10 protein-coding genes are annotated in these 11736 nt (G+C 65.7%); 1 reads left to right on the top strand and 9 read right to left on the bottom strand.

Features of this window, described 5'->3' with window-relative positions; genetic code table 11:
* Positions 1–138: 138 nt before the first annotated feature.
* The 9 genes from AZSI13_RS13605 to AZSI13_RS13565 all read right to left on the bottom strand — a co-directional run bounded on the left by AZSI13_RS13605 (position 139) and on the right by AZSI13_RS13565 (position 9079).
* Entirely contained in the window at positions 139–1251 is a 1113-nt protein-coding gene (locus AZSI13_RS13605; protein WP_109041718.1) for a hypothetical protein, read from the bottom strand.
* 4 nt (positions 1252–1255) lie between these two features.
* Complete coding sequence (locus tag AZSI13_RS13600) at positions 1256–1567, bottom strand: metal-sulfur cluster assembly factor (protein WP_109041717.1); 312 nt, start codon at positions 1565–1567, stop codon at positions 1256–1258.
* A 1-nt stretch (position 1568) separates the two neighbouring features.
* Positions 1569–2285: an ABC transporter ATP-binding protein gene (locus AZSI13_RS13595; RefSeq protein WP_109041716.1), complete on the bottom strand. Its 717-nt coding sequence runs from the start codon at positions 2283–2285 to the stop codon at positions 1569–1571.
* Entirely contained in the window at positions 2278–3081 is an 804-nt protein-coding gene (locus AZSI13_RS13590) for an ABC transporter ATP-binding protein (RefSeq protein WP_109041715.1), read from the bottom strand. The genes AZSI13_RS13595 and AZSI13_RS13590 overlap by 8 nt, the downstream gene beginning before the upstream one ends.
* Entirely contained in the window at positions 3081–4157 is a 1077-nt protein-coding gene (locus tag AZSI13_RS13585; protein ID WP_109041714.1) for an ABC transporter ATP-binding protein, read from the bottom strand. Before AZSI13_RS13585 ends, AZSI13_RS13590 begins: the two co-directional genes overlap by 1 nt.
* Entirely contained in the window at positions 4154–5077 is a 924-nt protein-coding gene (locus AZSI13_RS13580; RefSeq protein ID WP_109041713.1) for a branched-chain amino acid ABC transporter permease, read from the bottom strand. Before AZSI13_RS13580 ends, AZSI13_RS13585 begins: the two co-directional genes overlap by 4 nt.
* Positions 5078–5146: 69 nt before the next feature.
* Positions 5147–6484: a branched-chain amino acid ABC transporter substrate-binding protein gene (locus AZSI13_RS13575; protein ID WP_109041712.1), complete on the bottom strand. Its 1338-nt coding sequence runs from the start codon at positions 6482–6484 to the stop codon at positions 5147–5149.
* Between the two features lie 190 nt (positions 6485–6674).
* Positions 6675–6983 (bottom strand): c-type cytochrome, encoded by a 309-nt coding sequence (locus AZSI13_RS13570; RefSeq protein ID WP_109041711.1) that lies wholly within the window; start codon positions 6981–6983, stop codon positions 6675–6677.
* Between the two features lie 50 nt (positions 6984–7033).
* Positions 7034–9079 carry a thioredoxin domain-containing protein gene (locus tag AZSI13_RS13565; RefSeq protein ID WP_109041710.1) on the bottom strand — a complete coding sequence of 682 codons (2046 nt, stop codon included), beginning with the start codon at positions 9077–9079 and terminating at the stop codon, positions 7034–7036.
* A 182-nt stretch (positions 9080–9261) separates the two neighbouring features.
* Between AZSI13_RS13565 and AZSI13_RS13560 the strand changes: the two genes are divergently transcribed.
* Positions 9262–11706 carry an EAL domain-containing protein gene (locus tag AZSI13_RS13560; protein WP_201262392.1) on the top strand — a complete coding sequence of 815 codons (2445 nt, stop codon included), beginning with the start codon at positions 9262–9264 and terminating at the stop codon, positions 11704–11706.
* Positions 11707–11736: the final 30 nt, after the last annotated feature.

The following is an 11736-nucleotide window of genomic DNA, read 5'->3' as shown; positions in this document are numbered from 1 at the left end:
GTCATTTGTCTATCTCCAGAAGTTGGGCTTTGTTCGTTTCCGGTGGCGAGAAATTCGCCCCCTTGCAGCCAATAACGCGGCCGATGACCAAAGGGTTTGCAGGAGAAAGGTAACGCCCCGTAACGCTTTGTGATGGCCTCAGGCCGCCTTGCGGCGACCCCGCAGCACGGCGCTCAGCATGGTCAGCACAAACAGCAGCAGGGCCAGGCCGTTGCCGGCCCCCCCCAGGGCGCGCAGCCCGTGCTGATCCAGGCCGTCCCCGAGAAGGCGCAGGGTGAGGCTGCCGTGCAGCACCGCCAGGGGTAGATAGAACACAGGGTGGTAGGGAATCTGCACCCGGGCCACGGCGGGGAAAATGATCGGCGCGTGGCCGAAGACCATGGAGAAAACGAAACCCACCAGTAAGGCGTGGAGGGCCGCATCGTAAAGGGGGCCGCTGCCCGTCAGTTCGCCCCCCAGGAAGAACAGCAGGCCACCCAGGAGCAGCCAGACATAGCCCGCCAGCAGACAGACGGCGATGAAGCGGGTCAGCCCCTGCTGCTTGACGGTGCGCCGGGCGATGTCCTGCTTGAACAACCAGAGGGCCAGGGCCGCCAGACCCAGGCCTGCCGTCAGGGTACCGGTGGGCGGGCAGAAGGGGGTCAGCAGGGCGCCGGCCAGCACCAAGCTCATGAAAAGGGCAAAAACCCGCCGGGCGACGGGAGAGGGCGGCAGGAAGCGGGAAAGCTCCAGCCGCTCGCCGGCGATGGTCAGGGCCAGGAAGGCGACCCAGGCAGGCACGACGCTGGGAACCGGCTGGCCAAGCAGCCACAGGCCGTTGCCGGCCAGCCAGGCAAAGGCGCCCAGGGCCAGGGTCAGGTTATGCAGGGCTGGCTGGCGCTGCCAGACGACGAGGGAGGCCAGCAGCAGCACGGCGGCTGCACAGACGAACAGGCCACCGCCGACAGCCAGGGGCGCGCCGAACAGCAGGGACAATCCCGCCGCCCCGGCCAGGGCCGGGCCCAGATAGGTCCAGCCGGCCGCCAGGGCCACGGCCCGTTCCAGGGCGATCACGGTGCCGAAGAAGGCACTCACCATGAGGGGGCCGTGGAAGGCAGCGCCGTTGCCGACAACCGGGCCGGGCAGGGGGAAGGCCCAGCCCAGGCGCAGCAGCCCCCCGCCCACACCGCCCAGCAGGGCCGCCATGGCCAGCAGCAGCAAGGGCAGGCGCTGGCGTGGACTGAGGCCGCCACGGGAGGATGGGCCGGCCATCGGCTTACTCGTCCCAGCCCAGGGTGGCCTTGGCGCCTGGCGTCATCAGGGCCGGCGACCAGGGCGGTTCCCAGACCAGTTGCAGTTCCAGATCATAGGGGTCGGGCACCAGGGGCTCCAGGGCGGCACGGGCTTCGTCCATGACCAGATCGCCCATGGGACAGGCCGGGCTGGTCATGGTCAGGCGCACGGTGACGCCACCGTCGTGGAGGTCGATACCGTACACCAGGCCCAGGTCCACAATGTTCAGGCCCACTTCGGGGTCGATGACGGTTCTCAGGGCACCACGCAGGGCATCTTCGCTGGGCAGGGACATTTCATTCTCCAAGATAGGCGGCCCGCACCCGGGGGTTGTCGAGCAGGGCGGCGGCCTCGTCGGTCAGGGTGATGGCACCGGATTCCATGACGTAGCCCCGGCGGCTGACCTGCAAGGCCAGGCGGGCATTCTGTTCCACCAGCAGGATGGTCATGCCCTGGCTGGCCACTTCTTGTACCACCTCGAAAACCTTCTGCACCATGATCGGCGCTAAACCCATGGAAGGTTCGTCCAGCAGCAGCAGTTTGGGACGGCTCATCAGGGCCCGGCCCATGGCCAGCATCTGCTGCTCACCGCCGGAGAGGGTGCCGGCCAGCTGGCCGTGGCGCTCCTTGAGGCGGGGCAGGAGGGCGAAGATGCGTTCCAGGTCGTCGGCGATCTCGGCCTTGTCATGGCGGCAGTAGGCGCCCATTTCCAGGTTCTCGGTCACCGTCAGGCGGGCGAAGACGCCCCGCCCTTCGGGCACCAGGGCGATGCCCTGGCCTACCAGTTCGTGGGGCGCCAGGGCGGAAATTTCGCGCCCCTGGTAGCGCACGCTGCCGCCAGCGGCGTCGAGCTGTCGGGCCAAGGCCTTCAGGGTAGAGGTCTTGCCGGCGCCATTGGCGCCAATGAGGGAGACGGTCTCCCCGAACTCCACATGGAAGGTGATGCCTTTGACGGCCTGGATGCCGCCATAGGCAATGCGCAGCCCTTCGGCGATGAGCAGGGGTTCAGCCATGGGCCACCTCGCTGCCGGCGGGTTGGGCTTCGGCGCCCAGATAAGCGGTAATCACGCGGGGATCCTTCTGCACCACGGCGGGCACGTCCTCACAAATCTTTTCGCCGTAATCGAGCACGGCCACCCGGTCGCACAGGCCCATCACCAGCTTCACGTCGTGCTCGATGAGCAATACGGTGATGCCGTCCTTGCGGATGCCTTCGATGAGGGTGCGCAGTTCGCCGGTTTCCGAGGCGTTCATGCCGGCGGCAGGCTCGTCCAGGGCCAGCAGCCTGGGCTCGGTGGCCAGGGCCCGGGCGATTTCCAGGCGGCGCTGGTCGCCGTAGGAGAGATGCTTGGCCAGGTCCTGGGCCCGGTCGGCGATGCCCACATAGTGCAGCAGTTCCTCGGCCCGGCGCTGGATCGCCGCCTCCTCCGCCTTGGTGGCGGGGGTACGGAAAATGGCGCCGAAGACGCCGGCTCGGGTACGCTGGTGGCGGCCCACCATGACATTCTCCAGGGCGGTCATGTTGGCGAAGAGGCGGATGTTCTGGAAGGTGCGGGCAATGCCCCGGGCCGCCACCTTGTGGGGCGCCGAGGTATCCAGTTCCGCCCCGTCGAAGACGATACTGCCGCCGTTGGGCACGTAGAGGCCGGTGAGGCAGTTGAAGAAGGTGGTCTTGCCGGCCCCGTTGGGACCGATCAGGCCGTAGATCTCGCCCTGGCGGATGGTCAGGGAGACACCACGCAGGGCCTTGACCCCACCGAAGTGCTTGGCCACGTCGCGGGCCTCAAGCAGCAGAGGACGCTCGCTCATCACTTGCTCCCTCCCTGCAGTTCCCGCTTGCGCGTGGCCGAGGGCCACAGACCCGCCGGACGGTAGAGCATGACCACGATCAGGGCTAGGCCGAAGAGCAGCATGCGCAGGCTTTCCGGGTCCACCACCACCTTGCCGAAGACTGCCTGCTGCAGGGGCACCGCCGCATGGCGGAAGGCTTCGGGCAGGATGGTGAGGAGAATGCCGCCCAGGATCACCCCGGGAATGTGGCCCATGCCACCCAGCACCACCATGCACAGCACCATCACCGACTCCATGAGGCCGAAGGACTCGGGACTGACGAAGCCCTGGAAGCTGGCGAAGAGACCACCGGCGACGCCGCCGAAGGTGGCGCCCATGGCGAAGGCCAGCAGCTTGATGTTGCGCACGTTGATGCCGCAAGCCTTGGCCGCGATCTCGTCTTCCCGGATGGCCACCCAGGCCCGGCCGATGCGGGAATCCTCCAGGCGGATGGTGACGAAGATGATGACCAGGGCCAGCCCCAGGAAGAGGTAGTAGTAGGCGTGCAGGGAGGGCACGGTAATGCCGGCCACCACCAGGGGCTTGGCCAGGGTGACGTTGCCGATGTGAAATGGATCAATGCTGGAAATACCCTGGGGCCCGTTGGTAATGTTGATGGGCGCGTTCAGGTTGTTCATGAAAATACGGATGATCTCGCCGAAGCCCAGGGTGACGATGGCCAGATAGTCGCCCCGCAGGCGCAGGGTCGGCGCCCCCAGCAGGGCCCCGGCCCCGCCCGCCACCACAGCCCCCAGGGGCAGGATGGCCCACACCGGCCAGTGCAGGCCGAAGTGGGGGCTGGCCAGAAGGGCATAGAGATAGGCCCCCACCGCGTAGAAGGCGATGTAGCCCAGGTCCAGCAGGCCGGCAAAACCCACCACGATGTTCAGTCCCAGGGCCAGCATGATGTAGAGCATGGCGAAGTTGAGGATGCGCAGCCAGGCATTGCCCAGGCCGGCACCGACAAGGAAGGGCAGCACCGCCAGGACGATGCCGATGGCGGCATAGCCGGCCCAGAGGGTGCGGCGGTCGTGTTTAAGCGTGTTCCAGTTCATGCCCGTTCCGCCACTTTCTCGCCCACCAGACCGGAGGGGCGGAAGACCAGCACCAGGATCAGCACGAAGAAGGCGAACACGTCCTGGTAATGGGAACCGAGAAAGCCGCCGGTGATATCGCCGATATAGCCGGCCCCCAGGGATTCGATGAGGCCCAGCAGAATGCCGCCAAGCATGGCTCCGGCCAGGTTGCCGATTCCCCCCAGCACCGCGGCGGTAAAGGCCTTGAGACCGAGGATGAAGCCCATGTAGTAGTGGGCGATGGAATAGTTGGCACTGACCATGAGCCCGGCCACGGCAGCCAGGGCGGAGCCGATGACGAAGGTGAGGGAGATGATGTGGTTCACATTCACCCCCATCAGCTGGGCCATGGCAGGATTCTCGGCGGTGGCGCGCATGGCGCGGCCCAGGCGGGTACGGTTGATGAGCAGGAGCAGGCCGGCCATCATGCCGGCAGCCACCAGAACAATGATCACCTGCAGGTCGGTAAAGGTGGCCCCCAGTACTTCATGGGCTTCCGCCGGCAGAATGGCCGGGAAGGCGTGGTAGCTGCGACCCCAGACCATCATAGCCAGGTTCTGCAGCACGATGGAAACACCGATGGCAGTAATCAGGGGGGCCAGCCGGGGGGCCTTGCGCAGGGGGCGATAGGCCACCTTCTCAATGGTGTAGCCGATGGCCATGCACACCGGCACGGCGGCCATCAGGCCGACCAGGGCAATCACCGGGCCCGGCAAACCGGAGCCAGCCAGGAGCTTGACCACGGTGAGGGCGGTGAGGGCGCCGATCATCACCACCTCGCCGTGGGCGAAGTTGATCAGACCGAGGATGCCGTAGACCATGGTGTAGCCGAGGGCCACCAGGGCGTAAATGCTGCCCAGCACCAGGCCGTTGATGATTTGTTGCAGGAAAATGTCCATGGGATTTCTATCCGGACATGCAAACGGCGCCAAAAGGCGCCGTTTGCATGGTGGGGTCGCGAGGCCGACTTACTTCTTTTCGGCAGCGGGTGCGGGAATGGCCCCGGTAGCCGCCGCAGCAGGGGCAGCCGCCGGAGCTACGGCAGGAGCTGCGGCCGGAGCCGCCGCCGGTGCAGCATCTGCTGTCGGCTTGGCTTCGGCCGGGGCTTCCGGTACGCCGCCCAGGGTTTCCACATACTCGATCTTGCCGCCCTTGAACTCGTAGAAGGAAATGGCGCCATCCTTCAAGTCACCATTGGCATCGAAGGAAATCTTGGCGGTGACGCCTTGGTAGGCGGTCTTGCCGATTTCCGGCAGGTACTTGGCCGGCTCTACGGAATTGGCCCGCTTCATGGCATCCACCAGCGTCATGGTGGCGTCATAGACATAGGGGGCATAGAGCTGAATTTCGGTCTTGAACTTGCCGGTGAACTTCTCCTTGAAGGCTGCGCCGCCCGGCATCTTCTCCAGGGGAACACCCGGCAGGGAGCAGTACTGGCCTTCGGCGGCAGCCCCGGCCAGGGTGATGAAGTTGGGGGTGCAACCGCCGTCGCCGGTGAGGAACTTGGCCTTGATGCCCAGTTCCTTCAGCTGCTTGACCATCGGACCGCCCTGGGGATCCATGCCGCCGTAGAAGATCAGGTCCGGCTTCTTGGACTTGATCTTGGTGAGGATGGCCTTGAAGTCGGTGGCCTTGTCGTTGGTGTACTCGTTGGCCACCAGCTTGAGGCCGGCGGCCTCGGCCGCCTTCTTGAACTCGTCGGCCAGGCCCTGGCCATAGGCGGTACGGTCGTCAATCACCGCGACGCTCTTGGCCGCCAGGGTCTTGGCGGCGAACTCGGCCAGGGCCTTGCCCTGCTGCTCGTCGTTGGACATGACGCGGAAGGCGGTGGCGAAACCCTGCTTGGTGTATTTGATCGCGGTAGCAGAACCAGAAATTTGGGGAATCCCATTGTCCGAGTAAATCTGCGACGCAGGGATGGTGGTGCCGGAATTGAGGTGGCCGATGACGCCGTTTACCTTGGCATCGACAAACTTCTGGGCCACGGTGGTGCCCTGCTTGGGGTCCGCCTGGTCGTCGTCGGAGATGAGTTCAAACTTGACCTTGGCGCCGCCGATTTCCAGACCCTTGGCATTCAGTTCTTCCACCGCCAGGGTAGCGCCGTATTCGTTGTCTTTGCCGATGTGGGCCTGGGGGCCGGTGAGGGGCGCCGCATGGCCGATCTTCACGGTGATCTCGGGTTTTGCCACGGGGGCAGCGGGCACTGGAGCTGGCGCCGGGGCGGGCTCCTCCTTGTTACCGCAACCGATCAGGGCAATGGCGGCAGCCAGGGCCAGGGTGGTACCGGGGATACGGGTAAAGCGCATACGGACTCCTCTCGGGCATTTTTTTATGCAATTGGGGGAAGACAACGGTACGGCAAACCAGCGGTGTGGCGATTGATTCTCCGGGCCGGCCGGGCGCCTTGTCAATACAGCGGGCGACGGAAGAGAGCAAAAGGGTGGAGGCAATAAAAAAGCCAACCCGGAGGTTGGCTTTTTCGCGAGGCCAGAAGGATTACTTCAGGCTCAGAACCCAGTGGGCCAGCTTCTTGGCTTCGTCAGGGGTCACGTTGTTGGGGGGCATCGGCACTTCACCCCAGGAACCCTTGCCACCCTTCTGGATCTTCTCGGCCAGCTTGGCTTCGGCAGCCTTGTCGCCGGCGTACTTCTTGGCCACGTCCTTGTAGGCGGGGCCGACCACCTTGGTGGCGATTTGGTGACAGGACATGCAGTTCTTGGCCTTGGCCAGGGCTTCGTCAGCCTGGGCGGCGCCGTTGATCATGAGGCCGGCGGCGGCCAGCAGGGACAGGTAAATCGCTTTCATGCTCTCGCTCCGTTTTGAGTAAGTATGGATTGCTGTGCAGCGCGGGGATGTTAATGCACTTTCAACGGTTTGGCCAACATGCCAAGCAGGGGCTCCAGGCCGTCTATCGGTGGCAAGCAAGTAACGCCGCAGCATACCCAGGCGTTGACATGGGATGAGGCTGGTTTGAGCAGGGTTTCGGGCCTTGCGGCCTTGCCCGTAGGGGCAACTGCCAACAACCAGGGGGCCGGCAGGCGGCCCAGTTCGTCGACCCAGGCCGGAAGCGCCGCCCCGGGCCCCTGGAGCACCGCCAGGGCCGGCGGGCTGAGTTCATCCCCCAGGACATTGAGCAGCCCCGGATAGGCTGAGGGCTGGCGGCGCAGTTCCGGCAGAAAGAGGGCCAGGGTACGGCGGGCCGCCGCCGCGTAACGCGGCTCGCCGCTGAGCAAGGCAAAACGGCCCAGGGCAAAGGCTGCCGCCCCGTTGCCCGATGGCGTGGCATGGTCTTCCAGGGGCTTGGGGCGATGGATGAGGGGTTCGTCGTCGTGGGCGGTAAAGAAGAAGCCGCCGTCCACCGGGTCCTCAAAGTGTTGCAGCAGCCCGTCGGCCAGCGCCGTGGCGAAGCGGTAATCCTCGTCGCGCCAGCCCGCCTGCAACAACTCCAGCAAGGCGAGCAGGAGAAAGGCGTAGTCATCCAGAAAGGCACGCCGCCCGGGCTTGCCGTCTTTCCAGGAAGCCAGCAGGCGCTCGTTGCGCCACAGTTCCCGGCGGATGCCATCCATCGCCCGGTAAGCCAGGGCCAGCCATTCCGGCCGCCCCAGAGCCCGGGCGGCCCGGGCCAGGCCGCGGATGGCCAGGGCATTCCAGCCCGTCAGCAGCTTGTCGTCACGGCCGGGGCGGCGGCGCTCGTTGCGGGCCCGCAGCAGGCGCTGCCGGGCCGCGGCGAGACGGGCCCGGGCTTCGTTGAGGCTGAGGTTGCGCTGCTCCGCCACCTGTTCCAGGGCCAGCACCTGGCGCAGGTGCCATTCCCGACCCTCGAAATTGGCGTCGCCCTCCAGGCCCCAGTAGGCGGCTGCCACGGTCCATTCCTCAGGGGCCAGCAGGGCGTGGATTTCGGCCGGGGTCCATAGATAGAAGCGGCCTTCCTCGCCTTCGCTGTCCGCATCCAGGGCGGCAGCGAAACCGCCCTCTGGCAGCTGCATTTCCGCCTCCAGCCAGGCGACGATGCCGCTGGCCGCCCATTGGAACACCGGTTTGTGGCTGAGGGCCCAGGCGTCGGCATAGAGGCCCAGCAACAGACCGTTGTCGCTGAGCATTTTCTCGAAGTGCGGGATGGTCCAGTAAGTATCGGTGCTGTAGCGGAAGAAGCCGCCGCCCAGATGGTCGTGGATGCCGCCTTCGGCCATGCGCTCAAGGGTGACCAGGGCCATCTCCCGGGCATTGGGGTCGCCGGTGGCGGCGTGGCGGCGCAGCAGAAAATCCAGATCCAGGGGACGGGGGAATTTGGGCGCACCGCCAAAGCCGCCGCGACGGCGATCGAAATTGGCATCCAGCTCGGCCACCGCCTGGGCCAGGGGGTCGGCGTTAAATACCGGGGTACCACGCACGGCCGCCGGCAGGGAGCTGGCGAAGGCCTCCAGGATGGCCTGGTTCTGCTCGGCAATGGCCGCTGGCTTCTCCCGGTAGGCCTGGGCCGCGCTTTGCAGCAACTCGGCAAAGGCCGGCAGGCCGTGGCGGGGCTCCCGAGGAAAGAAGGTGCCACCAAAGAACGGCAGGGCCTGGGGCGTCAGGAACATGGTCAGGGGCCAGCCGCCTGGCTGGCGCAGCAGCATCTGATGGGCCGTCTGGTAGATCTGGTCGAGGTCGGGCCGCTCTTCCCGGTCCACCTTGATGTTGATGAAGAGGCGGTTCATCAGCGCCGCCACCGCCTCATCCTCGAAACACTCGTGGGCCATGGCATGGCACCAGTGGCAAGCGGAATAGCCGATGGAGAGGAGGATTGGCTTGTCCTCCTGGCGGGCCCGTTGCAGGGCCTCCTCCCCCCAGGGGTACCAATCCACCGGCTGGTGGGCGTGCTGCTGCAGGTAGGGAGAACTCTCCCGGGCTAGTCGGTTCATCGCGGATGGCTCGTAGTACTCGGCGGTCGGCCGCTCAGTGGCAGTAGACCGCAATTTTGCAGAAAGGATCGCCCGACTGGCAGAGAAATCCATAACCCACCGAGGAAAAGTCCGTTTGCATACCATTGTTTGGCATAATCAATCAGCACGCCGCGCCCATCACCGACTGGAGACGCCGCCCCATGCCCGCCGAACCAACCGCTACCGAGCGGCAACCGACTTCCCTGGCCAGCCTGACCCTGCTGGCCTGCGCCGGCTGGACCCTGATCCTTTCCGCCTCCCTGATCTGGAACCTGCACAACGCGGAGCGACAGGCCATGGACATGGCCTATGCCGAAGCCCGGGCCAACCTGAACAAGGATATGTCCCTGCGCCGCTGGGCGACGGACCACGGCGGCGTCTACGTGCCCATCACCCCGACCCAGCCCTCGGTGCCCTGGCTCTCCCACGTGCCGGGGCGGGACGTAACCACCACCGACGGGCGCCAGCTGACCCTACTCAACCCCGCCTCCATCCTGCGCCAGACCATGGACCGCTACGCGGCGGAGTACGGCATTCGCGGCCGTATCACCGGCCTGCGCTACCTCAACCCGGGCAACGCGCCGGACCCCTGGGAAAAGGCCGAGCTGGAGGCCTTCACCCGGGGCGAGCGGACCGAGGTTTGGTCCATCGCCGAGATCGATGGCCAGCCTTACCTACGCTACCTGCGGGCCATGTTCATGGAACCGGGCTGCGACAAATGCCACGCCATCCTGGGCTACAAGGAAGGCGACATGCGGGGCGCCACCGGCCTCAACCTGCCCCTTGCCCCCTATTACGAACAGATCACCCGCTCCCGCCTCTACCTGGGCCTGAGCCACGGGGGCATCTGGCTGCTCGGCATGTTCGGCATCGGCCTGGCCTGGCGCGTCTCCTACCAGCGCCGGGTTGAGCGGATGCGCACGGAAGCGGCCCTGCATCTCTACGCCAGCGTTTTCGAAAACAGTGGCGAGGGCATCCTCATCACCGACCGCAACAACCGCATCGTCGCCGTGAACCGGGCCCTCACCCAACACACCGGCTTTACCCTGGATGAACTGCAAGGCCAGGACCCGCGCATCATGGCCTCCGGCTACACCCCGCGGGAGACCTACCAGGCCCTCTGGGCGGGACTCCTCGAGCGGGATTTCTGGCAGGGCGAGCTGTGGGACCGACGCAAGGACGGCGGCGCCTACCCGAAATGGACGGCCATTTCAGTGATCCGCAATCCCGCCGGGGACATCACCCACTACATCGCCAGCTTCACCGACATCAGCGAACGCAAGGCGGCGGAGCAGCGCATTGAATACCTGGCCCACCATGACCCCCTGACCGGCCTGCACAACCGGCACAGTCTGGAGAACCGGCTGGCCCAGAGCCTCCTTGATGCGCGCCGCGACAATAACCGCCTGGCGGTGATGTTCATCGACCTGGACCGCTTCAAGGTCATCAACGACACCCTGGGCCACCACGTGGGGGATCGCCTGCTGGTGGAAGTAGCGGCCCGGCTGCGCACCTGCGTGCGGGAAAGCGACATCGTCGCCCGCCTGGGGGGCGACGAATTCGTGGTGGTTCTCTCACGGATGGACGCTGGTATGGATGCGGCCCTGGTGGCGGGCAAGATCCTACGCACTCTGAACCAGGACTATTTCATCGACGATGCCATCCAGCATTCCGGTGCCAGCATCGGCATCGCCGTCTATCCCGGCGACGGCGACGATCAGGAAAGCCTGATGAAACATGCCGACACCGCCATGTACCATGCGAAGGAAGAGGGGCGGAACAACTTCCAGTTCTTCACCGCCAGCATGAACGCCGCCGCCAGCGAACGCATGAACCTGGAACGGGACCTGCGCCACGCCCTGGCGGAAAACCAGCTTGAGCTTTACTACCAACCCCAGGTGCGCGGGGCCGACGAAGGGCTGTGTGGCATGGAGGCCCTGGTGCGCTGGAACCACCCCAGCCGGGGGCTTATCCCGCCCAACAAGTTCATTCCCATCGCGGAAGAATGCGGTCTTATCGAAGCCATCGGCAGCTGGGTGCTGGAGGAAGCCTGCCGTCAGATAGAAGTCTGGCGCTCGGCCGGCCACTCAGGCCTGCGCATGGCAGTGAATCTCTCGGCCCATCAGCTGCGCTCCCCCAGCCTGGCGGAACAGGTGGAGGCCGCCATCGAACGCTACAACCTGGTGGCCGGCGAACTGGAGCTGGAAGTCACCGAATCCGCTGCCATGAGCGACCCCCAGCGGGCTATCGGCACGCTCCAGGCCCTGCGCAGCCTGGGCGTGGAACTGGCCATCGACGACTTCGGCACCGGGTACTCGTCCCTGGCATATCTGAAGATGCTGCCCATCCAGACCCTCAAGCTGGACCGAGCCTTCGTCCGTGACATTGAAGTGGACGCCAACGACGCCGCCATCAGCGCGGCAACTCTGGCCCTGGCCCACAGCCTGGGCCTCAAGGTAGTGGCTGAAGGGGTGGAAACCGCTGCCCAGCGGGACTTTCTCGTCGCCCACGGCTGCGACATCCTGCAGGGCTATCTCTACGGCCGGCCGGAACCGGCACGGGACTGGGAGAAGTTCTGGCCCCAGGCTAAAGCGCCGGCCCTCTAGCGCTTGAGCTTTCCAGCCCTCAGTTCATTT

It is taken from the genome of Azospira sp. I13 (assembly GCF_003112695.1).
Lineage (GTDB): Bacteria > Pseudomonadota > Gammaproteobacteria > Burkholderiales > Rhodocyclaceae > Azospira.
This window is presented reverse-complemented; position numbering and strand designations above follow the sequence as displayed.

Bases quoted from the DNA above. Each gene is read 5' to 3' on its own strand.
- AZSI13_RS13595 (WP_109041716.1), bottom strand. From the start codon at position 2,285: ATGGCTGAACCCCTGCTCATCGCCGAAGGGCTGCGCATTGCCTATGGC.
- AZSI13_RS13570 (WP_109041711.1), bottom strand. From the start codon at position 6,983: ATGAAAGCGATTTACCTGTCCCTGCTGGCCGCCGCCGGCCTCATGATC.
- AZSI13_RS13600 (WP_109041717.1), bottom strand. From the start codon at position 1,567: ATGTCCCTGCCCAGCGAAGATGCCCTGCGTGGTGCCCTGAGAACCGTC.
- AZSI13_RS13575 (WP_109041712.1), bottom strand. From the start codon at position 6,484: ATGCGCTTTACCCGTATCCCCGGTACCACCCTGGCCCTGGCTGCCGCC.
- AZSI13_RS13590 (WP_109041715.1), bottom strand. From the start codon at position 3,081: ATGAGCGAGCGTCCTCTGCTGCTTGAGGCCCGCGACGTGGCCAAGCAC.
- AZSI13_RS13580 (WP_109041713.1), bottom strand. From the start codon at position 5,077: ATGGACATTTTCCTGCAACAAATCATCAACGGCCTGGTGCTGGGCAGC.
- AZSI13_RS13560 (WP_201262392.1), top strand. From the start codon at position 9,262: ATGCCCGCCGAACCAACCGCTACCGAGCGGCAACCGACTTCCCTGGCC.
- AZSI13_RS13565 (WP_109041710.1), bottom strand. From the start codon at position 9,079: ATGAACCGACTAGCCCGGGAGAGTTCTCCCTACCTGCAGCAGCACGCC.
- AZSI13_RS13605 (WP_109041718.1), bottom strand. From the start codon at position 1,251: ATGGCCGGCCCATCCTCCCGTGGCGGCCTCAGTCCACGCCAGCGCCTG.
- AZSI13_RS13585 (WP_109041714.1), bottom strand. From the start codon at position 4,157: ATGAACTGGAACACGCTTAAACACGACCGCCGCACCCTCTGGGCCGGC.